The sequence below is a fragment of the Micromonospora lutea genome (assembly GCF_016863535.1).
In the GTDB taxonomy this organism is placed as follows: Bacteria; Actinomycetota; Actinomycetes; order Mycobacteriales; family Micromonosporaceae; genus Micromonospora; species Micromonospora lutea.
In genome coordinates this window covers 48940-69733 of the sequence record NZ_BOPB01000028.1, presented here as the reverse complement: position 1 = coordinate 69733, position 20794 = coordinate 48940, and the positions used below count along the sequence as shown (strand labels likewise).

The following is a 20794-nucleotide window of genomic DNA, read 5'->3' as shown; positions in this document are numbered from 1 at the left end:
CCGACAGATCGTGCCAGCCGACCGTCACGCGCTGCCATACTCCCTGGTGATCGGCCCGGTCCGTCGGTCGGATCCGGTCACTGTCTGAAGTGGATGTGGCAGGCGGTCCCCCTGCGGCGTCGCCGCGAACTACAGTGACGTAGTTTTGGCGCTCAAGATCCCTGGGGAGGGCGAGCCGAGATGATGGGACCGTCGCACGCGCTGTCCGGCGCGGCGGTATGGCTGAGCGGATCCTGGGCGCTCCAGCAGTTCTACGACTACGAGCAGTCGCCGTTGGCGTTGGCCGTCGGCACCGCCGTCTGCGCCGGAGGGGCACTGCTGCCCGATCTCGACCTGTCCGGCAAGGTCACCCGCAACCAGGGTGGCGCGACCGTGGCCCGCACCTTCGGCGTCTTCTCACTGTTTGTCGCCGAGGTGGTGGAGAAGATCTCGCTGGGCGTCTACTACGCCACCAAGCTCAGCCGCGACCCCAAGCGCAGCAACGGCCACCGGACGTTGACCCACACCATCCCGTTCACCGTGCTGGTGGGCTGGGGCACCACCACGCTCTGCGCCCGGTACGGCAAGTGGGCCGTCATCGGCATCCTGTTCTTCATGATCGGTCTCGCCCTGCGCGGCCTGTTCGACGAGTGGGCCGAGCGAGCCGGCTGGCTCATCGTCACCCTGGTCTCCGCCGGTGCCGCCGTGTTCACCGCCGCGAACCTCCCTGGCGACCGGGGTTATCCCATGATCGGATTAGCTGTCGGCGTGGGCTGTTTCGTGCACATCATCGGTGACATGATCACTCGGGCCGGCGTACCGATTCTCTGGCCGATCCCGATCAAACGCCGGATGTGGACACCGATCAGCCTGCCCGACAAGATCGCACTGCGGGCCGGCGGCAAGACCGAGATCGTCGTGGTCCGCACCGCGCTGACCATCGTGTCGGTGCTGGCCACGGTCGGGCTTGTCGCCCCCTCGGTGTTGCAGAGGTTTAACCTCGATCTGTGAGCGTCGAGGCGGTGGACCCGGCGATCGTGGCCGCCGACGAGGCCGTGCCACGGTTCTGGCAGCAGCTCGGGCTGCCCGGTCTGGCCGACGTGCACGTGCACTTCCTGCCGCCGAGGATGCGCCGTCGGGTGTGGGAGCATTTCGACTCCGCCGGCCCGCTGGTGGGGATGGAGTGGCCGATCCGCTACCGGTGGAGCGACGAGGAACGCGTCGACCACCTCCGCCGGCTGGGGGTACGGGCGTTCGGCGCGTTGGCGTACGCCCACCGGCCCGCAATGGCCGAGCAGCTGAACCACTGGACGCTGGACTTCGCGCGTCACACGCCCGAATGCCTGCCTTCGGCCACCTTCTACCCCGAGCCGGAGGCGCCACGCTACGTCGCCGAAGCGATCGATGCCGGCGCCCGGGTGTTCAAGGTGCACCTCCAGGTCGGCGGTTTCGCACCGACGGACCCGGCGTTGGAGCAGGTGTGGGGCATGCTCACCGAGGCCGGCGTACCGGTGGTCGTCCATGCCGGGCACGCGCCGGTGGGTGCCGCCCACACCGGGCCGGACCCGTTCGCCGCGTTGCTCACCCGGCACCCACGGCTGCCCGCGATCGTCGCCCACCTGGGCGCGCCGGACTTTTCCGCCTTCCTGGATCTCGCCGAGCGTCACGAGCGGGTGCGGCTGGACACCACCATGGTGTTCACCTCGTTCTTCGACCAATTCGTGTCGTTCCCGCCCGAGGAGTTGCCGCGACTGCGTGAGCTGGGGCTGGCCGGCAAGGTCCTGCTGGGCAGCGACTTCCCGAACATCCCCTACCCGTACGCCGAGCAGTTGACCGGTCTGGCCCGGCTCGACCTGGGCGACGACTGGTTGCGGGTGGTCTGTTGGCAGGCCGCCGCCGACCTGTTCGATCTGCCGGCACACTGACCGACGGGTCAGACGCCGACGCGTTGTTCGGGGACGGTGAGGCCGTAGAGCGCCATCAGCTCGGGGGTGTCGACCCGGCTGCCGTCGGCCACCGCGTCGCAGGCGATGTCGACGATCTGGTCCTTGTGCGCCAGCAGATACGGCCGGGCACCCACGTCGGCGCTGGCCAGGGTGGCGATGCCGGGCCAGTGTCGACGACCGAACAGCATCGGGTAGCCGCGCAGCCCGTTGTAGGTGGCGCAGACCAGCACGTCGGGAAAGGGCAACGCGGCGACCCGCCGCACCGCCGCAGCGGTGAGCCCCGGCATGTCCACCGGCACCACCACCGCCGCCTCGACCCGATCGTCGTCGATGCCGGCGAGGCCGGCCCGGATGGACGAGCCGACGCCGGTACCCCAGGCGCGGTTGACCACCACGGTGGCGCGACTCAGGTCCGCGGTCTCGCGGACCTGGTCGGCTGCGGCACCCAGGACGACCACGATCTGCCCGCAGCCCGCCTCCGTCAGCGTGTCGATCATCTGGTCGACCAGTGGCTTGCCGCCCTGGTGCAGCAGGGCCTCCGGCCCGCCGATCCGGCGGCCACCCCCTGCGGCGATGATCATTCCTGCGATCCGGTTCAGAGCTGCGCTCCCTCCAGCGTGGGAGCGGTCGGAGCCACGCGACCCCGACCGTCCCGTCCTACGCACACCGTTTGCAACGACGGCGGCCGGACGAGAGTGGCGGGGCATTTGGTGTAAATTGGGTATCTATAGGTCGGCACACACCGCCTCCAGTGGACGTGACGACGGTGCCGGTCGGGCTACGGCTCGCGTCGGGTAGCCAGGCGTAACCGGCGTTTGACGCCACCGGCCGCCCGAGTCCTCAGCCGGGAGAGGACGTTCATGTTGTCGTGGTCGCCGGGAGGCGGCTGGCTGAGCGCATCGGCGTGCGCCAGCATGCCGACGATCGTCTCGACAGCTACCTGGAGCAGCTGCTCCTCGCCCAGGTCGTCGGGGCTGTTGCTCTGCCGCATCACGGTCGGCCGCAACTCGTCGAGGTCGCCGACGATCCGGCACGGGTAGTCCTGAAGCTCCTTGATCTGCTGCTCCGCCAGCTCGCGCACCCAGTCGGCCCGGTCCAGGCCGACGCCGAAGGTCGCCCCCTCGCGGCGTTTGAGCACGGCGTCGACCAGGTGCCGCTGTACCACCTTCTGGTACGGCGTCCGCAGCGGGTACCTGTCGCCCAACGCCAGGTTCACCCGACGCAGCAGTTCGATCTCGGCTGCGCCGAGCGACGGGTTCGAGGTGGGTTCCGCCAGCTCGCAGAGCCCGTCCGGGATCCCGAGGATCCCGGCGAACCGGTGCCACAGCAGGTCCCGTGGGGCACCGGGCGCAGGAACCGTCACCAGGTACCGGTGTTCCGCGGGGACCAGGTCCCCCCACCGACGCAGCATGCGCGGCGCGGTGTGGTTGTTCCAGAAAGCCTCCGCCCGGCCCTCCTCCACCGCGCGCATGAAGGCACCGAACCGCCAACCACTGCGGGCCCGGACGCTCTGCTGCCAGAACGACGGGAACGTACGCCACAGGTCACGACCGGCCGCGATGACGTGCACCTCGGCACCATCCAGGCTCTCCACAGCCCGGGCGGCCTGCGCACCGGTCGCCGCGCCCAGCCCTTCGTTGCTGATGATCACATCGCCGGCCCAGCCACGGGCCTTCTCGGCCAACCGGTCCCAGGTCCAGTAGACGTCGGTGTCCCGCCAGGGTGCCGCGCGCAGGTCAGCCATCGCCTGATCGTGCGCCACCGGACTACCCGGCAACAGAATGCCCGCCTCCTGCAAGGCGGCGCAATTGTTCCAGAGCACGTTCTGCACATAGGTGCTTCCCGTTTTCGGCGCACCGATATGCAGATACACGCGTCTGGCCATACCGCCTCCCGGCACCGACACCATGTCGATCAAAGTGGTCACGTTTGCGGGGCCAGAGTGACACACGGCAGGGGCACCGGGAACAGCGGGCGACCCGGCGTCAGGCGGACGAATTCCTCGCTTTCTCGGCATGTATGAGCCGAGAAATTCCGGTGAACATTTGTCCGCCTACCCGTACTCAGAGTGCGTCGGCGTAGCACTCCACGATGGAGAGATCCAACGGAAAGCGGACCGCAGTGTCGCCGAACAGCAGCGAGGTCGCCCGCCGACCGGCCCGATCCACCAGCTCGGCGACCCGCTCCGCCTGCTCCACCGGGCAGTGCACGATCACCTCGTCGTGCTGGAAGAAGACCAGCTCCGCCCCGGTGGCTGCCAACTCGCCGCGCAGCACCGCCAGCAGGGTGGAGGCCCACTCGGCCGCGGTGGCCTGGATGACGAAGTTGCGGGTGAACCGGCCCCGGGAACGCGCCGCCCGGGCCCGGGGCGACCACACGTCACCGGCCGCGTCCGGGTCCACCGGCCCTTCGTCGTCGCCACCGAAACCCGCCGTGCCGGGCGGGCAGGTCCGCCCCAGCCAGGAACGCACCAACCCACCCGTCTCACCGGTACGCGCCGCGGCCTCGACATGCCCGAACGCGGTCGGGTAGTTGCGCCGCAACACCGCCAGGGCCGGCACCGCCGACCCACCGGTCTGCCCGTACATCGCGCCGAGCAGCGCCAGCTTGGCGCGGCTGCGGTCACCGCCGAACGCGTCCCGGGCCAGCGCGGCGTACAGGTCACCGGTCGCCCCGGCAGCGGCGAGCCGGGCGTCACCGGAAACCGCCGCCAGCACCCGCGGCTCCAACTGCCCGGCGTCCGCCACCACGAACCGCCAGCCCGGGTCGGCCACCGCCGCGCGACGGATCACCTTCGGAATCTGCAACGCGCCACCACCCCGAGTGGCCCACCGCCCCGACACCACCCCGCCCGGTACGTACTCCGGCCGGAACCGGCCGTCACGCACCCAGGCGTCCCGCCAAGCCCGGCCGTGCGCCGTCCAGATCCGGTAGAGCTCCTTGTACTGCAGAACCAGCGGCACCGCGGGATGGTCGACCCCGCGCAGCACCCAGGCCCGGGTGTTCGGCAGCTCCACCCCGGCCCGCGCGAACGCCTTCAGCAACTCGGCCGGGCTGTCCGCGTGCAGCTGCCGCACCCCGAAAGCCTCGGCGATCCGCTCGGCCAACTCCGCCAGTCGACGTGGCGGCCCGCCCACCGGAGAAGGCTCACCCAGCAGTTCGGCGAGGACCGCGTCGTGCACGTCGGCCCGCCAGGGCAGACCGGCCGCCCCCATCTCGGCCGCGATCAGCGCACCGGCCGACTCGGCCGCCACCAACAGCCGGAACCGCCCCGGGTCGGCGGTCGCCGCGATGCGGTCGAGCTGGTCGGCGTACACCCGGGTCACCGCGGTGATGCCGGGGCCCGGCGGGCCGGGAACAGCGTCGAAGAGCGCGGCCTGACCGGCACCGGGCGGGACCGCCGCCCGTGGTGGTGGATCGGCCGGCACCGACGCCCCGGTCAGCCGCGCCCACGCCGCCGGCAACGCGCGGGGCTCACCCCACCGGCCGGCGTACCCGAGCAGCAGCGCCTCGGTCAGCTCCACGTCGTGACACCGCTGCACCGTGATCCCGGCGCGGAGCAGCGCCGGGTAGAGCGTCGCGCCGGAAGCCCAGACCCAGCGCGGCTGGTCGGTGCGCTCCCGGGCAGCCACCGCAGCCGGCAGGTCGACAACCGTCTCGGGCCCGCTCAGCGGCGCGCCCGCCGGATCGAGGGGTTGCAGCACTCCCCCGCCCCGTTCATCGGGCACCACCGCCACCAGCACGAACGTGATTCTGCCCGGCCCCTACGACACACCGGTGCCGGCCCAGACTGTCGCACTTGCGGGTCAGGCTCCGGGTCATGGCGACTTCGGCGCGTTGAAAATGCCGGCAGTCCATCGCAATATGATCAGCGAACAAGCGCCCCGGGCAGGAGGAGTCCGTCCTGATGTCCTCGACAACGATCCTGCTGGAGTGCCTGCGCCGGGCCGGGATTCGGGACGTCGTCACGGTGCAGCCGACCACCGGCGGAGTCGCCGCGCTCGCGGGCATCGCCACCCGTCGAGACGCGCCACCGGTGTTCGTCAAGGCCTTCGCCGACGCACCGACCGACGACGTCTTCGTCGCGGAGGCCGAAGGGCTGGTCGTTCTGCGTGACCTCGGCGGTGTGGCCACACCCGAGGTGATCCTGGCCGGCCGGGAGCTGCTCGTGTTGTCGGTGCTGCGACCGAGGCCGCACAGCCGCAGCTTCTGGGAGCAGTTCGCGCACATCCTCGCCCGACTGCACCTGAGCACCACCCACCCGCGCTTCGGATGGCACCGCGACAACTGGCTGGGCCGCTGCCAGCAGGTCAACACCTGGTGCGACGACGGTTTCGCGTTCTTCGCCCAGCACCGGCTGCTCCGGTGGCTCGGGCAGCCCCGCGTCGACGCGGCACTCGACTCGGCGGACCGGGCGGCGCTGGAGCGGCTCTGTCACCGGTTGCCCGACCTGCTGCCGGACCGGCCGGCCTGTCTGACGCACGGCGACCTGTGGGCCCACAACATTCTGGCCACCCCGGACGGGCAGCCCGCCCTGATCGACCCGGCCGTGTCCTACATGTGGGCCGAGGTCGACCTCGCCCACGTGTGGTCCACCTCGCCCCCGCCCGAGGCACAACGGTTCTTCGACGTCTATGCGGAGCTGACCTCCCTCGACGACGGTTGGCGGGATCGCATGCCGATCATCCAACTACGACAACATCTCGCCGTGCTGGCCCAGTTCGACGACGACTGGGGCGCGGCAGATCAAATCCGCGCCACCCTGGCCCCCTTCCGGAGCCGGTCCTGATTGCCACGGGCGAGGCGGCGGTTCTTTGTGCGTGTCGGCAGCGGGGTTAGCGTGAACGCGTGACGGTCGACCTCTTCGCCGGGATCCCCGTGAGCGACTATCAGCATGCCCGCACCTGGTACGAGCAGTTGCTGGGCTCCGCACCCACGTTCGTGCCGAACGACACGGAGGCGGTGTGGGAGCTTGCCGAGCACCGCTACCTCTACATCGAGGAACTGCCGGAGCGGGCCGGCCACGCCCTGCAGACCGTGTTCGTCGACGACCTCGATCAGCGGGTGGAGGGCATCGCCAGCCGGGGGATCCAACCAGCCTCACGAGAGACGTACGAGAACGGTGTGCGCAAGGTGATCTACCGCGACCCCGACGGCAACGAGGTCGGCTTCGGCGGTGCACCGCTCGAATGACCGGCCCGGTTTCAGGTACCCGATGACAGACAAGACCGACTTCAAGAAGACCTGCGACGCCTACCAGGCACGACGAGGGCAGTTCCGGATCGTGGACGTACCCGACATGCGGTACCTCATGATCGACGGCCACGGCGACCCCAACACCGCACCGGCCTTCGCCACCGCTGTCGAAGCGCTTTATCCCGTGGCGTACAAGCTCAAGTTCGCCAGCAAACGCGACCTCGGGCGCGACTACGTCGTTCCGCCCCTGGAGGGCCTGTGGTGGGCCGAGGACATGGCTGCCTTCACCACGTCACGGGACAAGTCACTGTGGAACTGGACCCTGCTGCTCATGATTCCGGACTGGATCGACGAGGCCATGGTCGACACCGCCGTCGAGCAGGCCGGAACGAAGAACCGGCCGGCACGCCTCGCTGACATCCGGCTGGAGACCCTGTCCGAAGGGCGGTGTGTGCAGACTCTGCACGTCGGCTCCTTCGATGACGAGGCAGCCGTGCTCGCCCACCTGCACGACGAGTTCATCCCCGCCCAGGGGCTGCGGATGACCGGGAAGCACCACGAGATCTATCTCAGTGACTTCCGACGGGTAGCACCCGAGAAACAGCGCACCATCCTGCGGCAGCCGGTTCTCGCCGACGCGGGGGCACCCGCCGCCGAGAAATCCGAGTGACCGCGACGCCGGTGGGTGCATAGGCTGCCGGCCGTGTCCCGGACAGAGCTACGGCCGCTCACGGCCGCCGATCTGACTGCTTGCAGCGTGTTGCTGGCCAACCGGCACCGTCGGCACCGTGCCACCCAGCCGCTGCTGTCCGCACGGTTCGAGGACGCCGCCACGGCGCTGGCGGAACTGACCGCCGCGTACCAGACACCTGACGCGTCGGGCGCTGTCGCGTACCGCGCCGGTGTCACGGTGGGCTTCGTGCTCGGTGCCCCGAAGCCGTCACCGCTGTGGGGACCGAACATCTGGGTGGAGGCCGCCGGGCTGGCGGTCGTCGATCCCGAGTTGATCCGCGACCTGTACGCGGCAGCCGCCGCCCGCTGGGTCGACGAGGGCCGCACCGCGCACTACGTGGTCGTGCCGGCGCACGACGCGGAGCTGGTGCAGGCGTGGTTCCGGCTGGGCTTCGGCCAGCAGCACGCACACGCCATCCGGCCCGCCGCCCCGCCGGCAACCGTCATGCCGGCCGGCCTGTCGGTGCGCCGCGCGTCCCGGGTCGACATCCCGGCACTCGCCCAACTCGATCGTGAGTTGCCACTGCATCACGCTCAGTCCCCGACGTTCTCCGCCGGACCGATGGGCACGCTGGAGGAATCCGTCGCCGAATGGGAGGCCGACTTCGACGACCCCGCGTACACCACCTTCGTGGCCGAAGCGGATGGCCGAGTCATCGGGTCTGCCATCGGCTGCGCGCTGGAGAAGTCGAGCACGCACCTGAGCCTGGCCCGCCCGGAGCACGCCGGGTTCCTTGGGTTCGCGGCGGTCCTCCCGCACGCCCGTGGCGCCGGCGCGGGGCGAGCCCTCGGCACCGCCGTCATCGACTGGGCCGTGTCGGCCGGTTTCGACAGCGTGGTCACCGATTGGCGAGTGACCAATCTGCTCTCCTCCCGGGCGTGGCCCGCGCTCGGCTTCACCGAGACGTTCCTCCGGCTGCACCGGTTGATCCGCTACTGACCGCCGTAGCCCCACGAAGACGCCACCGCTCCACAAGCGGCTGTCGCCACTTTGGCGTCGCCGCCGGGCGGGTCAGTGCCAGTCGGCAGGAGCGGGCGTCGTACGTCGGCCTGGTGGGGGTGCCGTGTCAGGCGGCGATCGTGATGCGGTCGCCGATCCGCAGCAGACCCTCGCGTTGGACAGCGCCGTAAGCGCCGATGCAGGTCAGTTTGCCGAGGTCGAAGACCGGAACCCGGTTGAGCCGTGCGGCGGTGCGTAGCACGGCTGGGTCGTCGGGCAGGTCGGCGCCTTGGGCGAGGGTGGGCACCGCGCAGCGCGGGGTGGGTGCGACGATACGGATCTTGGCGTCGGCGGCGACCGTCATGGTCTGGTCTTGCCAGGTGTTCTCCGCGAAGGGTGCGGGGTCGTCCATGCGCACCACGATGTTCGGGCGGAACCGTCGCGGGTCCATTCGGCCCTCGGGGTGCTGCCGGGCCAGGGCGTCCAGGGTGGCGGTCGTGATCACGTGGACGGCGGCGAAGTCGACGAAGGTGTTGCCGGGGGTGCCGGCCGCGAGCCTGCTGTGGGTGATCGTTCCGGCGCCGGGCTCGGTCGGCGGGGTCAGCCGTTCCATGCTCGCGTCTTGCGGGAGGGTGTCAGTCAGCCGTACCGGTCGTCCCAGGACTCGAGACAGTGCGGAGTTGGCGGTGGGTGCGCCGGTGTGGATCTGCTCGCCGTCGGGGCCGGTGACGACCACCCGGCCGTCCGGCTCGTGACGAGCGGCCATCGAAAGCAGAGCGCGCCACCTGCGAGGGTTCTTCGCGCTGGCGACCAGGCCGGTCTCCTCGTCGATCAGGGCACAGCGGCGATCACCCACGACGCCCGAGGCGTCCAGGCGCGCCTCGATGAGGCCCTCGCCACGCATGGACTTGACCGGGTACCGACCCAGCCACACCACTTCCCCCATGACTACCCCCTGAGTTCGCGCTGCCCCAAGATATCCGCGATCGGTCACCCGGTGGCGACAGCAGGCCGCAGGTCCTGGGCACGCGACCGCCCGGTCGCGGCAGATCCGGATCAACTGATCACGTCAGGGCGCAGGTTCTGCTTCTCGCGTACGCCCTCGGAAACGTCGTCGTGCGCGGGCCGCGCGCCGGCGGCGAGGACGGCCTGCTGCATCCGCCTGGCGAGGCCGTGCAGGTCTGATGTCCGGACGAGGCGCTCCAGTTCGACGGTCGAGGTCATGGTGCCAACCTATGCATCGGCCGCCTCGTTCCGCCTGAGGCGCCGTACTCAGCCGCGCCTGAGCACCGTGCGCCGGGCTACCGTGTCGCGGTGAACGACCAGCCGGTACGGGATGCCTATTCGTCCATGTCAGCGCAGTACATCGCACTGTTCGACGGTGACTGGCAGGCCCACGTCGACGACCTCGCCCTCATTCGGGGCCACCTAGCCGGGCTGGACGGACCGGTGCTCGATCTCGGTTGCGGCCCCGGCCACTGGACCGCCTACCTGCATTCACTCGGTGCCGACGTGACCGGCGTCGACCTGGTCGATGAGTTCATCGATCATGCCCGAGCGAACTTTCCCGGGCCGGTCTTCCGGCTCGGTTCGATGACCGACCTGGACGTCCCCGACCACTCGGTGGCCGGCATCCTCTCCTGGTACTCGACAATTCACCTGCCGCCAGCGGAACTGGACCTCGCGCTCGCCGAGTTCCGCCGGATGCTGGCGCCTACCGGGAGACTGGTGATCGGCTTCTTCGACAGCGACGACGAGGTGACCGAATTCGATCACAAGGTCCGCACCGCGTACCGCTGGCCCGCCGACGAATTCTCCGCCCACCTGGCCCGGGCCGGTTTCACCGAACGTCAGCGCCTGCAACAGCAGTTCCCGGAACGCCCGGACCGCAGGTACGCGGCCATCGCCGCGAGCGCCACCTGAGTCCGTCCAGCAGCTGACCGATGCCGGTGGTCCGGCGGCTCCTGATCAGGTGGTCGGCTGCTGTCCCGGCCAGAACGGCCACTCCTCGAACGACCGACACCGTCCGTCGTCGGCGAATCGCATGACCCAGAGGTCGCGGTACTCCTGGTCGACCGGGTCGCCGTAGCGGACCTCCTGACGCGCCACAGCGGTGTCACCGTCGACGGCGACGATCTCACCGGTCATCTGAAACACCTCGTCGGGGCCCTTGCGCTGCTTCTCCCACATCTGGGCGATGGCCGGCAGGCCGACAACCGGCGTCCAGTACGGCCCCTGTTGATAGCTCGCGTCCTCGGTGAAGAGCGCGGCCAGTCCCTGGGTACCCGGCGTCCGCCACACCCGCTCGTAGCCGGCGATCCAATCGGCGACCTGTTTCCTGTCCATGGACACCACCTTGCCATTCCGAGGCAGAGCCTGGCTGCGGGTCGGTCCACTCAACGGCTCAATCGACGTTGCGCGAAGTGAAGGCGGTCAACCCCGGGCCCGGATGCGCCGCTCGGCGAGGTCATCAGCCGATTGGATCAGCGGTGCTGGAATGCGGCCCGGTAGGCGAGCGGGGTGGTGGCGTAGGCCCTGCGGAACTGAAGCCGGAGGTTGGCGGCGCTGCCCAGTCCGCTGCGTCGGGCGATCTCCTCGACGGTCAGATCGCCGCTTTCGAGCAGGGTGCAGGCCAGGCGGAGTCGGGCCGCGATCAGCCAGGCGCGAGGGCTGGTGCCCAACTCCTTGGCGAAGGTGCGGCTGAGAGTGCGTTGAGCGCCGGCATCGACCTGGGGCTGTGGCTGACCGAGCGGGAGTTCGGCGCGGAGCGCGCTGCCACCATCGACTTCACCCTACGCGCCCCCGCCTGGCGGAACCCGGCAGCGTCGTTGCCGGATGATCAGCAGGATGCCCCGGTGGATCAGCACGCCGACGGCGGTGTTGACGACGGCGAGGCCGGACGCCCCCAGCAACCCTGGGCCGACGCCCGTCAGATCCGACACGACGAGCAGGGCCGGCCAGCCCAGGGCGACGGTGACGAGGGCCGTCCGCCACCAACGGACGAGCAACAGACCGAACAGGATCAGTGTCGGGATCATCGTGACCGGCCTCCTCCCGCTGTTGCCAACCTACTCCCCCACAGCGGTATCGCCGGCGCGGCGACAGCGGCGCTGCGGTCGAGCAGAGGTGACAAGAGACATGCTCGCACGTTACGCGGAGAACTTGTTTGTAAGTGGTTACTAATGTCAGGCTCCGGGGGTGACGGAGCAACGCAGTACGGCCCGACGGCGGCGTGCGGACGCGATCGACATCGGCATGCGGGTCTTCGCCGACCACGGGTTGACGACGGCGTCGATGCAGAAGGTGGCCGACCAGATGGGCGTGTCACAGCCGTACGTCTTCCGGCTGTTCGGCAGTAAGCGCAACCTCTTCCTGGCCTGCCTTGATGAGTTGGAGGCCCGGATCCGGCAGGTGCTCGACCAGACGGCCGCCCAGCACCCGGACGATCCGCTACCGGCGATGCGTGCCGGCTTCCGGGCGCTGATCGCCGACGGCGTCGTGACCGGCCTGTGGTTGCAGGCCTGCGCCGTGGCCCGCTCCGACCAGGAGGTCGCGGCGCACAGCCGGGCCGTGATCGGCCGCATCCTGGAGCACGCCGCGCGGTTGTCCTCCGCCGGACCGCAGGAGTTGCGCGGCACGCTCGCACTCGGCGCGTTGGTGGTGATGCTCCAGGCGCTGGGCATGGACCTGAGCGAGGGCAGCCAGGCCGCGCTCGACTCCCTACGCGACGCGACGACCGAAGGAGTGACGTGATGGACGTCTTCGGGTCCACGGCCGAGCTGTACCAGAGCGTCCGGCCGGGCTATCCGCCTGAGATCGCCGACCACATCGTCGCCTACCACGGCGGCACGCCGAGGTCGGTTGTCGAGATCGGTGCCGGCACCGGCATGGGAACCGAGGTACTCGCCCGGATCGGCGCGCCTCTGATCTGCCTCGAACCCGACCCGCGAATGGCGGCGCTGCTGGCCACTCGGTTTCCCCACGTTCGTGTCCACGGCGACACCTTCGAACAATGGGTGCCGCCTGCCGGTGGAGTCGACGTGCTGGCCTGCGCGATGGCCTGGCACTGGCTGGACCCGGTCACCCGCAACACGCGCGCCCGGCAGGCACTGACGCCGGACGGCACTCTGGCGATCTTCGGACATCGTTACGACTACGCCGATCCCGAGCAACGTGCGGCGGTCCGAGCCGCGCTGCACGCGATCGATCCGACCGTACGGGAACGGCCCGCGGACTGGTTCCATCAGGACGTCGTCGAACACGGGCAGTTCCTCGACGTCCGCAAGGAGGTCTTCCGTCACGAACTGCCACTGGCCAAGGAACGCTATCTCGACCTGGTCCGCACCTTCGGGCCGTTCCTGACCCGCTCGCGGGAGCAGCAGCAACGCGGCCTGACCGCGCTCGGCCGACTTGTCGACGAGTTCGGCGGCACCGTGACGCTCGACCTGCGCACCACGCTGGTGCTGGGCCGGGCCGGACGGCGGACCGATGCTCGTTGACCGCTGGGGAGTGACCGAGAGCAAGGTGCGGCGCGGCTGACCGTGCGACGGTCTCACCGACACTGCAGGCCGGAACGCCCGTCAGACCCGACGTTCACCTCGGCGTACGGCGGGAGGTCGGGGCGTACGATGCGCCCGTCGCGTACCGCTGTCGCGGTGTCCACGACGGCGGCCACGGCCGCCCGGAACAGCAGGGAGCCGCTGCTGATCCGCCGCACACCCAGCTCGGCCAGGGCGGCCACGGTGTGCCGGTCCGGCAGGAACAGGATGTTCACCGGTACGTCCACGGCGGCGACGACCGCCGCGATGTCGGCGGGCTCGGCCAGACCGGGGACGAAGACGCCGTCCGCACCGGCGTCCGCGTAGCGTCGGATTCGACTGATCGCCTCCGTCAGGTCACCGTTCCGCTGCCAGTGCGTGTCGGTACGGGCATTGACGAACAGTCCCGGCGCTTCCCGCTTCACCGACCGGATCAACGCCGCGTGCTCGGGTGCCGGGCCCATCGCGTCCTCCACGTTGACGCCCACCGCGCCGGCCTCGGCCACCGCGACCGCCATGGCGACCGATCCGATCTCGATGTCAACGGTGAGGTGTACCGGCAGTGCCGCCAGCCGGCGCACGAGCGCCAGGGTCTCGGCGCCGGTGGCACCCGCGCCGTCGGGCAGGCCGTTGGTGGCCGCGACGCCGAGACTGGTGGTGCCGAGTGCGGCGAATCCGGCCTCGGCCAGCAACCGGGCCGACGCGACGTCCCAGACATTCGGTAGCACCAGCGGATCACCGGTGCGGTGCAGCGCCGCGAAGCCGCTCATTCGTGTGCTCCAGCCACCAACGCGAGGGCGTGGTCGCGGCCGGGGCAGCGTCGGGGTCCCGCGCCGAACGCCAGGTCACCGGCCAGGGGTACCCGCACGACCTCACCGGCCTCGACGGTCACGCCGGCCACGGTGACGGTGACCGTCGCCTGCCGCCTGGTCGCCGGCACCGGCGGATCGTCGCGCAACACATCGTCGACGCGACGGTACCGGCTCCGGTCGATCAGGGCGGCCGTCGCCTCGCACGCCTGGACGAGTACGCCGATGCGGGCCGCGGTCGGCTCGTCGAACCTGCCACCGAACACCGCCACCAGCCGGTGCACGGCGGCGTCGGCTCGCGATTCGTCGCCGGTGCCGGGCTGGTACGCCTGCGCCACATCGCGGATCAACTCCAGCACGGGATGGGTGACTCCCAGCCGGCGAGCCAGGACCGCCACCGGGTGGGAGTCACCGGCATGGCGTAGCGGCTCCAGCGGGATCGCGTCCAGGATCGCGACGGACAACCCACGCCGCCGCTCGTACTCGATACCCGAACTGAACCGGCCCACCGTGGCGCGCAGCCAGGCGACGCCGGTGGACGCGGGTGGGACGGGCGGCACCACGAAGGTCGGGTCGGTCAACACCGCGCGGGCGGCCGTGCGGCCGAGGATCTCCTGCATGCGGCGAGGCTACGGTCACGATGCTTCGGTGGGCACCGAACTGTCGTACCCGACAATGGGTCGGTGATCTCCGCTGCTGACCTCGCCGGGCTCGCGGCGCTGCTGGCCGACGAGACCCGCGCGGGGATCTGCCTCGCGCTGCTCGACGGTCGGGCGTGGACCGCGAGCGAACTCGCCGCACACGCGGGCGTCGCGCCCTCCACCGCCACCGGGCACCTGCACCGTCTCGTCGAGGGCGGCCTGCTGGTCCAACGGCGTCAGGGTCGGCACCGGTACGTGCAGCTCGCCGACCCCTCGGTGGCGCAACTGCTGGAGGACCTGGCGGCCCGGTTCGAGCCGCGTCCCGCCCGGACCGGTGGGTTGCGGGCGGCCACCGCCAGCGCGGCCCTGCGCCGGGGCCGGACCTGCTACGACCACCTGGCCGGACGCCTCGGCGTGACGGTGACCGAGGCGATGATCGGGCGAGGGCTGCTGGACAGCGTCGGCTTCGCCCTCACTCCGGCCGGCCGGTCCTGGCTGATCGAGCTGCTCGGTTGGGATCCGGCGCAGCCCCGGCCAGGCCGCCGCCCGCTGGTACGAGCTTGCCTCGACTGGACGGAACGACGGGAGCACCTCGGCGGGTTGGTCGGCGCGAAACTGTGCGAGCGGCTCCTCGGCAACGGCTGGGTGGTGCGGATCGGATCCGGCCGTGCCGTACGCCTCACCGCCGCCGGGGATGCCGCCCTCCGCGACCGGCTGGGAATCACCGTCGGCTGACGTGCCTGCCTTCGGCTGCGTGCCGGTTCACTTCCCGACGCCGGCGGTGAGGCCGGACTGCACCTGACGCTGGAAGACGATGTAGACGATGAGCACCGGCAACATCGCCATGGTGACCCCGGCGAACAGACCTGACCAGTCGGAGCGGTAGCCCTGGTTGACCGAGAGCTCGATCAGGCCCTGGGAGATGACCTGGTTCTTCGGCTCGCCGGCCACCGACTGCATGAGCAGGGTCGGCAGGTACCACTGGTTCCACTGGCCCAGGACGTTGAAGATGCCGATGCTGATCAGGCCGGGTTTGGCCATCGGCAGCATCACGCTGAAGAACAACCGGCTGTGCGACGCGCCGTCGACCATGCCCGCCTCGGCGATCGCGTTGGGCAGGGTATGGAAGAACGAGTGCATGAAGAAGACGGTGAACGACAACGACCAGGCCACGTAGACCAGGATCAGCATGATGTGGCTGTTCGGGCCGAGGAACGGCAGCACCACGCCGGTGTTGTAGACGCCCTTGAACAGCGGCACCGCGGCAAGGTAGATCGGCAGGGTCAGCCCGGACAGGAACATGTAGTAGATCAACCGGTTGCCGGGGAAGTCGTAGCGGGCGAGCACGTACGCAGCCATCGAGCCGAGCAGCATGGTGAGAAAGACGCTGCCGGTCAGCACCAGGACGGTGTTGAGGAAGAACGAACCGATCTGCCCCTCGGTCCAGGCGCGGGCGAAGTTGTTCCACTGCAACTGCTCGGGGATCAGCGACAGCGGCTTGCGGATGACCTCGGAGTCGGTCTTGAGCGCCGACATCACCACCCACAGCAGCGGGTAGACCACCATGATCGCCCAGACGGCGAGGAACAGGTGCGAGAAGCCGTTGAAGAACCGTGCTCCGGCCCCGCCGCCGACGGCGGCGCGCGGTGCCGGCGTACGGGTCGGTGGCGGAGTCTGGTCGGGGCCGGCCAGGCCACCCGGGGTGTGGGTCACCGTGCTCATCGTCCAGGTCTCCTCAGTACTCGATCCGCTCACGACGGGTGATCCTCAGCTGGAGAGCGGCCAGCAGGATCGTGAAGATCGCCAACGCCACACCCATCGCGCAGGCGTAGCCGAACTGGCCCTTCTGGAAGGCGGTGAAGTTCAGCACCGACGCGAAGATCTCACTGGCATGGTTGGGGCCGCCCTGGCTGGGCGTCATGACGAACACCAGGGCGTACATGTCCAGGGCGATGAAGCCCAGGTAGACCCAGGCCACCGAGACGGTGTCCCGCAGCAGTGGCAGGGTGATCCGGAAGAACGTGTGGAACCGGCCGGCGCCGTCCAGGATGGCCGCCTCGTAGACGTCCTTCGGGATGGACTGCATCGCCGCGGAGAAGAGCACCATGTAGAAGCCGGCGCCGCTCCAGACCGCGATCAGCAGCAGCCACCACAGCACCGCCGGTACGCCGAGGAACGGCTCCGGGTCGTACATGAAGGTGATCGGGTCGTCCTCGCTGACCAGCCCGATCTTCATCAGCATGCCGTTGATCAGACCCTGGCCGTCGGCGCGGTAGATCTGCTGCCACATCACCGCGATGACGACCAGGGACAGCACCTGGGGGAAGAAGAAGATCACCTTGTAGAGACCGGAGCCGAACACTCCCCGGATGCCGGCCTTGTCCTCGCGTCCGCCCACGTTGAGCAGGAACGCGAGGAACAGGGCCAGCGCGATGGTGAACAGCGGCACGGTGATCAGGAAGAAGACGTTGTGCCAGAACGCCTTCCTGATCAGCTCGTCGGAGAAGAGCCGGAGGTAGTTCTCCAGCCCGACGAACTGCTGCCTGTCGGAGTAGCCTCCCCAGTCGGTCAGCGAGTACCCGGCGGCCTGCAGGAAGGGCCACACCACGTAGAAGAGGTACAGCCCGACCGGCAGGGCCAGGAAACCCGTGACGAAACGCGCAACACCGTGCCGCATGGGACTCACTCTTTCCGTTCGGATCAGGCGTCGCGGGTCTGCTTGGTGATCGACGAGTCCTTGGCGACCTTGTCGGCGGCGGTCTGCATCTTGTCGACGAACTGCGCGGCGGTCAGCCGGCCGGCCATCAACTCGGCGGACAGGTTCTGGCTCTCCTTGTCCAGGTCGGCGTAGAAGTTCCAGAGCTTGATCGAGATCAGGTCCGAACCCGCGTTCTTCATCAGCTCGTTGGCGCTGGCGAGGGCGGCGTCCTGCACGTTGTCGCCGGAGCCCTTGGTCGAGGCCAGGGACTTGGTCAGCTCGGCGAACTTCGCCGAGCCGGCCTTGGAGAGCACCGCGCGGAGGAACTCCTTGGCGGCGGCCTTGTTCGGCGCCTTGGCCGGGACGACGATGCCCTCGCCGGCACCGGCGTAGACGTCGTTGGGCGCCTTGTCCGTGGCCCCGAGACCCCAGTAGTCCGAGATCTTCATCTCGAAGCCCGGCGGGATGGTCGCCGCCATCTCGTTCTTCAGCCAGGTGCCGACCTGGATGAAGGCCGCCTTGCCGTCGAGCCACGCCTGCTGCGACTGGGTGTGGTCGAGCTTGCCGGGCAGCAGCAGCTTGTCCTTGACCAGCTTCTCCCACGCCTCCAGCGCCGGCAGGACGCCCTCGGCACGCCAGGCGTTCTCCTTGAGGTTGTCGATGTCGATGACGGCCTGCTTGCCGGCGGACTTCCAGACCGTCGCCATCAGCGCCCAGCGCGGGTAGTAGCCGTGCACCGCGTCGTACACGTAGGGGGCCATGCCCTTGGCCTTGATCTTCGGGGCGAGGGCGAAGAACTCGTCGAAGGTCTTCGGCGGGGTCCAGCCCTCCTTGTCGAACAGGGCGGAGTTGTACCAGTTGCCCCAGACCGTGTAGGCCACGTTCACCACGAAGAACTTGCCCTGGTAGGTGCCGTCGCCGACGGTGCCCGGCAGCAGGCTGTCGGCGACCGTGCCCTCGCCGTCCCAGGCCGGGGCGGCGAGCAGGTCGTCCAGCGGCTCGATGGCACCCTCGTTGACCAGGGTGCTGATGTCCATCATGTCGGCGCCGGAGTTCATGACGACGTCGCTGGGCTGCGTCGCCATCTTCGGCTGCTCTTCGGTCTTGATCTTCTGCGTGGAGCTCATGTTGACGGTGACGTTCGGGTACTTGGCGTTGAAGATCGCCTGGTCCTCCTTGGCCCAGGCGTCACCCAACCCACCGTTGAAGATGACCACCTTCACGGCGCTGCCGTCCTGCACGCCGAAGGGGTTGTCGTCGCTCTTCTCCCCGGCGCTGTCGTTGTTCTGGCTCGGTGTGCTGCCGGCGCAGGCGCTGAGCAGACCGGCGGCCGGGGTCACCAGGAGGCCCGCGGCCGCCGCGCGGCGCAGCAGGGTCCGGCGGTCGAGATCGGGGGTAACGGACATCGTGTGACTCTCCTTGTGATGTCGGGTCAGGCGGTACGCCGGAGACGCCCGGCGTAGCGCGACTCGAGGGCGAGGTTGTGCTCGTCCCCACCGGGGACGTTGGCGGAGAGGTAGACAGGGGGTACCTCTCCGGCCTGGTGGAACCGTCGTACGACCTCCGCGGTCAGCAGCTGCGCCAGCAGCGCCGAGGTGACCGAGGAGACCGCACAGACCGCGCCGCCGCCCTCGAGCGGCAGCAGTGCGTCACCGTACGGCGCGCCGTTGTCCAGCACGACGTCGGCGAGATCGACGAGCCGCCGGCCGGAGGGGTGCCGCGGTGCCACCCGCCCGGTGTGCTCGACCGAGGTGACCGCGATCAACGGGTGACCGCGCCCGGTGGCCAGCAGCGCCAGTTCGACCACCGAACCGTTGATGCCGGACTGGGACGCCACCACGAAAACGTCCTGCGGCTGGGGTGCGGCGATCGCGTAGAGCTGATGCGCGACGGCCGGGTCGCGTTCCAGCTTCGGGTCGGCGAGCACCTGACGCGAGGCGTCGCCGTACAACACCAGGTCGTGCAGAGAGATCCGGTTGGTGGGTACCAACCCGCCGGCCCGGGCGACCAGGTCCGCGGCGAAAAACTCCGAGTGCCCGGCGCCGAACGCCTGGAGCACCCCACCCTGGCGCAGGCTGGCAGCGATCAGGTCGGCCGCCCGGCCCAGCGACTCGGCTCCCCGCTCGACCACGCGGTCGAGGACCGGTCGGACCGCGTCCGCGTACCCCTGGGCGCTGATCATGCGCTGGCCTCCCTCGCGGCCTTGTGCCCGTCCACAGCCTGGGCGGTACGCCGGAAGGCCGCGTGCGCGCGGTCGTGGGTGCGCTGGGCGACGGCGATGTAGAGCAGGTCGAGCACGACCAGTTGGGGGTGCCGGGCCGAGAGCGCGTCCGGCCGGAAGGTGGTGGCCTGACTGGCGGTGAGCAGCACGATGTCGGCCAGTTCGGCCAGCGGTGACCGGCGGAATCCGGTCAGCGCGATGGTGGTGGCCCCCCGGCTGCCGCCCTCGGCGAGCATCTCGATGGCCTCGCGGGTCTGTCCGCTGTGCGAGATGCCCAACGCCACGTCGCCGGGGCGCAGCAGCGCGGCGGCGGCCAGCCCCGAGTGCACGTCGTTCCAGGCCCACGCGGCCACGCCGATGCGGTGCAGGCTGAACTGCATCTCCTCGCCGACCAGCGCGCTTCCGCTGGCACCGAAGATGTTCACCCGTTCCGCACCGGCGATGGCCACCGCCGCCCGTTCCACCTCGGTCAGGTCGAGCAGGGCGGCGGTGTCGTGCATGGCCCGGGTGTCGGCGGCGATGATCTGCTCCAGCACGCGCTCCAGCGGGTCGCCGGGCTGGATCTCACGTCCGATGTCGACGGTCCAGCCGGCCGAGCGCGCCCGGCCGGTCTCGACGGCGATGCCCAGTCGCAGGTCGGCGTAGCCGTCGAAACCCATCGCCCGGCAGAACCGGGTGACCGTGGCCGGCGAGGTGCCGCTGCGCTCGGCCAGTTCCACGATGGTGGCCCGGGCCGCCGCCTCCGGGTCGCTGAGCACATGCTCGGCGACCCGACGCAGCGCGCCGGTCAGCTCGGCGGCACCGGTGCGGACCCGGGCCAGTGTCCCGTCGGAGGCGACGCCGACGGCACCCCGCCGGTCGATCCCGTCGGCGTCGGCCACCGCGGTGCCCGCGGAGGTGTCCGACTCGTGATCAACCATGGGACGCCTTTCGGAAAAGACTGTTAACTGTTAGTGGTAAAAGTTCTTACTGAAGCCCCCTCCGTGTCAAGACCGTGGGCGAAGTTTTCAAACTGTTACCTGGCGCACAGCCCGGCGTGGACTCCGTCTCTTGCCCGGCATCACTGCCATGACCTGCATGAACGCACAGTGGAC

Annotated in this window: 24 protein-coding genes and 1 pseudogene; 10 read left to right on the top strand and 15 right to left on the bottom strand. The window is 69.8% G+C overall.

The features are described from left to right. Positions 1-180 precede the first annotated feature (180 nt). Both Vlu01_RS22185 and Vlu01_RS22180 read left to right on the top strand, forming a co-directional pair. On the top strand, positions 181-990 hold the full coding sequence (locus Vlu01_RS22185; RefSeq protein ID WP_204002761.1) for a metal-dependent hydrolase: 810 nt from the start codon (positions 181-183) through the stop codon (positions 988-990). After that, positions 987-1904 (top strand): amidohydrolase family protein, encoded by a 918-nt coding sequence (locus tag Vlu01_RS22180; RefSeq protein ID WP_373307493.1) that lies wholly within the window; start codon positions 987-989, stop codon positions 1902-1904. The genes Vlu01_RS22185 and Vlu01_RS22180 overlap by 4 nt, the downstream gene beginning before the upstream one ends. Before the next feature lie 8 nt (positions 1905-1912). Here Vlu01_RS22180 and Vlu01_RS22175 read toward each other — a convergent pair whose 3' ends face one another. The 3 genes from Vlu01_RS22175 to Vlu01_RS22165 all read right to left on the bottom strand — a co-directional run bounded on the left by Vlu01_RS22175 (position 1913) and on the right by Vlu01_RS22165 (position 5668). Then, on the bottom strand, positions 1913-2506 hold the full coding sequence (locus tag Vlu01_RS22175; RefSeq protein WP_164448187.1) for a nucleotidyltransferase family protein: 594 nt from the start codon (positions 2504-2506) through the stop codon (positions 1913-1915). Positions 2507-2703: 197 nt separating this feature from the next. Then, the gene (locus Vlu01_RS22170) at positions 2704-3810 is read right to left on the bottom strand and encodes a hypothetical protein (RefSeq protein WP_204002759.1); all 1107 of its coding nucleotides are present in this window, start codon (positions 3808-3810) and stop codon (positions 2704-2706) included. Between the two features lie 178 nt (positions 3811-3988). Beyond that, the gene (locus Vlu01_RS22165; protein ID WP_204002756.1) at positions 3989-5668 is read right to left on the bottom strand and encodes a bifunctional 3'-5' exonuclease/DNA polymerase; all 1680 of its coding nucleotides are present in this window, start codon (positions 5666-5668) and stop codon (positions 3989-3991) included. A 164-nt stretch (positions 5669-5832) separates the two neighbouring features. Here Vlu01_RS22165 and Vlu01_RS22160 point away from each other — a divergent pair, with 164 nt between their 5' ends. The 4 genes from Vlu01_RS22160 to Vlu01_RS22145 are packed head-to-tail and all read left to right on the top strand — an operon-like array spanning position 5833 to position 8793. After that, positions 5833-6714 (top strand): fructosamine kinase family protein, encoded by an 882-nt coding sequence (locus Vlu01_RS22160; RefSeq protein WP_204002753.1) that lies wholly within the window; start codon positions 5833-5835, stop codon positions 6712-6714. A 59-nt stretch (positions 6715-6773) separates the two neighbouring features. Further along, positions 6774-7118 (top strand): VOC family protein, encoded by a 345-nt coding sequence (locus Vlu01_RS22155; protein ID WP_204002750.1) that lies wholly within the window; start codon positions 6774-6776, stop codon positions 7116-7118. Between the two features lie 22 nt (positions 7119-7140). Beyond that, positions 7141-7791 (top strand): GyrI-like domain-containing protein, encoded by a 651-nt coding sequence (locus Vlu01_RS22150; protein ID WP_204002747.1) that lies wholly within the window; start codon positions 7141-7143, stop codon positions 7789-7791. Between the two features lie 33 nt (positions 7792-7824). Next, positions 7825-8793, top strand: a complete 969-nt coding sequence (locus tag Vlu01_RS22145) for a GNAT family N-acetyltransferase (protein ID WP_204002743.1) — start codon at positions 7825-7827, stop codon at positions 8791-8793. 127 nt (positions 8794-8920) lie between these two features. On the opposite strand, the gene Vlu01_RS22140 is transcribed toward Vlu01_RS22145, so the two are convergent. Further along, positions 8921-9739: an MOSC domain-containing protein gene (locus Vlu01_RS22140; protein WP_204002741.1), complete on the bottom strand. Its 819-nt coding sequence runs from the start codon at positions 9737-9739 to the stop codon at positions 8921-8923. 110 nt (positions 9740-9849) lie between these two features. After that, positions 9850-10017 carry a hypothetical protein gene (locus tag Vlu01_RS22135; protein WP_204002739.1) on the bottom strand — a complete coding sequence of 56 codons (168 nt, stop codon included), beginning with the start codon at positions 10015-10017 and terminating at the stop codon, positions 9850-9852. Positions 10018-10107: 90 nt separating this feature from the next. Between Vlu01_RS22135 and Vlu01_RS22130 the strand changes: the two genes are divergently transcribed. Further along, on the top strand, positions 10108-10716 hold the full coding sequence (locus Vlu01_RS22130) for a class I SAM-dependent methyltransferase (RefSeq protein ID WP_204002737.1): 609 nt from the start codon (positions 10108-10110) through the stop codon (positions 10714-10716). A gap of 45 nt (positions 10717-10761) precedes the next feature. Here Vlu01_RS22130 and Vlu01_RS22125 read toward each other — a convergent pair whose 3' ends face one another. The 3 genes and pseudogenes from Vlu01_RS22125 to Vlu01_RS22115 form a co-directional block, all read right to left on the bottom strand. After that, entirely contained in the window at positions 10762-11139 is a 378-nt protein-coding gene (locus tag Vlu01_RS22125) for a YybH family protein (protein WP_204002735.1), read from the bottom strand. Positions 11140-11276: 137 nt separating this feature from the next. Next, a pseudogene (locus Vlu01_RS22120) lies at positions 11277-11495 on the bottom strand (helix-turn-helix domain-containing protein); the annotation flags it as partial. A gap of 90 nt (positions 11496-11585) precedes the next feature. Continuing rightward, entirely contained in the window at positions 11586-11831 is a 246-nt protein-coding gene (locus Vlu01_RS22115) for a hypothetical protein (RefSeq protein WP_204002731.1), read from the bottom strand. Between the two features lie 160 nt (positions 11832-11991). Between Vlu01_RS22115 and Vlu01_RS22110 the strand changes: the two genes are divergently transcribed. Then, positions 11992-12546 (top strand): TetR/AcrR family transcriptional regulator, encoded by a 555-nt coding sequence (locus tag Vlu01_RS22110; RefSeq protein WP_204002728.1) that lies wholly within the window; start codon positions 11992-11994, stop codon positions 12544-12546. After that, positions 12546-13292: a class I SAM-dependent methyltransferase gene (locus Vlu01_RS22105; protein ID WP_204002725.1), complete on the top strand. Its 747-nt coding sequence runs from the start codon at positions 12546-12548 to the stop codon at positions 13290-13292. The genes Vlu01_RS22110 and Vlu01_RS22105 overlap by 1 nt, the downstream gene beginning before the upstream one ends. A gap of 53 nt (positions 13293-13345) precedes the next feature. On the opposite strand, the gene Vlu01_RS22100 is transcribed toward Vlu01_RS22105, so the two are convergent. Both Vlu01_RS22100 and Vlu01_RS22095 read right to left on the bottom strand, forming a co-directional pair. Then, positions 13346-14101 (bottom strand): isocitrate lyase/PEP mutase family protein, encoded by a 756-nt coding sequence (locus Vlu01_RS22100; protein WP_204002722.1) that lies wholly within the window; start codon positions 14099-14101, stop codon positions 13346-13348. After that, positions 14098-14760 carry a hypothetical protein gene (locus Vlu01_RS22095; RefSeq protein WP_204002720.1) on the bottom strand — a complete coding sequence of 221 codons (663 nt, stop codon included), beginning with the start codon at positions 14758-14760 and terminating at the stop codon, positions 14098-14100. The genes Vlu01_RS22100 and Vlu01_RS22095 overlap by 4 nt, the downstream gene beginning before the upstream one ends. A 63-nt stretch (positions 14761-14823) precedes the next feature. Here Vlu01_RS22095 and Vlu01_RS22090 point away from each other — a divergent pair, with 63 nt between their 5' ends. After that, positions 14824-15516, top strand: a complete 693-nt coding sequence (locus Vlu01_RS22090) for an ArsR/SmtB family transcription factor (protein WP_239096050.1) — start codon at positions 14824-14826, stop codon at positions 15514-15516. 27 nt (positions 15517-15543) lie between these two features. Here Vlu01_RS22090 and Vlu01_RS22085 read toward each other — a convergent pair whose 3' ends face one another. Genes Vlu01_RS22085 through Vlu01_RS22065 form a run of 5 tightly spaced genes read right to left on the bottom strand, consistent with a single transcriptional unit; the run spans position 15544 to position 20620 of the window. Then, the gene (locus Vlu01_RS22085; RefSeq protein ID WP_204002959.1) at positions 15544-16503 is read right to left on the bottom strand and encodes a carbohydrate ABC transporter permease; all 960 of its coding nucleotides are present in this window, start codon (positions 16501-16503) and stop codon (positions 15544-15546) included. Between the two features lie 13 nt (positions 16504-16516). Continuing rightward, a complete protein-coding gene (locus Vlu01_RS22080; RefSeq protein ID WP_204002718.1) occupies positions 16517-17458 on the bottom strand; it encodes a carbohydrate ABC transporter permease in 942 nt (313 codons plus the stop codon). A gap of 23 nt (positions 17459-17481) precedes the next feature. Then, the gene (ngcE, locus tag Vlu01_RS22075; RefSeq protein ID WP_204002716.1) at positions 17482-18885 is read right to left on the bottom strand and encodes an N-acetylglucosamine/diacetylchitobiose ABC transporter substrate-binding protein; all 1404 of its coding nucleotides are present in this window, start codon (positions 18883-18885) and stop codon (positions 17482-17484) included. 26 nt (positions 18886-18911) lie between these two features. After that, positions 18912-19661, bottom strand: a complete 750-nt coding sequence (locus Vlu01_RS22070; protein WP_204002714.1) for a sugar isomerase domain-containing protein — start codon at positions 19659-19661, stop codon at positions 18912-18914. Then, positions 19658-20620, bottom strand: coding sequence for a MurR/RpiR family transcriptional regulator (locus Vlu01_RS22065; protein ID WP_204002712.1), 963 nt, complete (start codon positions 20618-20620; stop codon positions 19658-19660). The genes Vlu01_RS22070 and Vlu01_RS22065 overlap by 4 nt, the downstream gene beginning before the upstream one ends. Positions 20621-20794: the final 174 nt, after the last annotated feature.

What these genes read in the sequence shown, in the direction of transcription:
- Vlu01_RS22185 (WP_204002761.1), top strand. Translation starts at nt 181, where the DNA reads ATGATGGGACCGTCGCACGCGCTGTCCGGCGCGGCGGTATGGCTGAGC.
- Vlu01_RS22175 (WP_164448187.1), bottom strand. Translation starts at nt 2,506, where the DNA reads ATGATCATCGCCGCAGGGGGTGGCCGCCGGATCGGCGGGCCGGAGGCC.
- Vlu01_RS22170 (WP_204002759.1), bottom strand. Translation starts at nt 3,810, where the DNA reads ATGGCCAGACGCGTGTATCTGCATATCGGTGCGCCGAAAACGGGAAGC.
- Vlu01_RS22160 (WP_204002753.1), top strand. Translation starts at nt 5,833, where the DNA reads ATGTCCTCGACAACGATCCTGCTGGAGTGCCTGCGCCGGGCCGGGATT.
- Vlu01_RS22150 (WP_204002747.1), top strand. Translation starts at nt 7,141, where the DNA reads ATGACAGACAAGACCGACTTCAAGAAGACCTGCGACGCCTACCAGGCA.
- Vlu01_RS22140 (WP_204002741.1), bottom strand. Translation starts at nt 9,739, where the DNA reads ATGGGGGAAGTGGTGTGGCTGGGTCGGTACCCGGTCAAGTCCATGCGT.
- Vlu01_RS22135 (WP_204002739.1), bottom strand. Translation starts at nt 10,017, where the DNA reads ATGACCTCGACCGTCGAACTGGAGCGCCTCGTCCGGACATCAGACCTG.
- Vlu01_RS22125 (WP_204002735.1), bottom strand. Translation starts at nt 11,139, where the DNA reads ATGGACAGGAAACAGGTCGCCGATTGGATCGCCGGCTACGAGCGGGTG.
- Vlu01_RS22115 (WP_204002731.1), bottom strand. Translation starts at nt 11,831, where the DNA reads ATGATCCCGACACTGATCCTGTTCGGTCTGTTGCTCGTCCGTTGGTGG.
- Vlu01_RS22105 (WP_204002725.1), top strand. Translation starts at nt 12,546, where the DNA reads ATGGACGTCTTCGGGTCCACGGCCGAGCTGTACCAGAGCGTCCGGCCG.
- Vlu01_RS22100 (WP_204002722.1), bottom strand. Translation starts at nt 14,101, where the DNA reads ATGAGCGGCTTCGCGGCGCTGCACCGCACCGGTGATCCGCTGGTGCTA.
- Vlu01_RS22095 (WP_204002720.1), bottom strand. Translation starts at nt 14,760, where the DNA reads ATGCAGGAGATCCTCGGCCGCACGGCCGCCCGCGCGGTGTTGACCGAC.
- Vlu01_RS22085 (WP_204002959.1), bottom strand. Translation starts at nt 16,503, where the DNA reads ATGAGCACGGTGACCCACACCCCGGGTGGCCTGGCCGGCCCCGACCAG.
- Vlu01_RS22080 (WP_204002718.1), bottom strand. Translation starts at nt 17,458, where the DNA reads ATGCGGCACGGTGTTGCGCGTTTCGTCACGGGTTTCCTGGCCCTGCCG.
- ngcE (WP_204002716.1), bottom strand. Translation starts at nt 18,885, where the DNA reads ATGTCCGTTACCCCCGATCTCGACCGCCGGACCCTGCTGCGCCGCGCG.
- Vlu01_RS22070 (WP_204002714.1), bottom strand. Translation starts at nt 19,661, where the DNA reads ATGATCAGCGCCCAGGGGTACGCGGACGCGGTCCGACCGGTCCTCGAC.
- Vlu01_RS22065 (WP_204002712.1), bottom strand. Translation starts at nt 20,620, where the DNA reads ATGGTTGATCACGAGTCGGACACCTCCGCGGGCACCGCGGTGGCCGAC.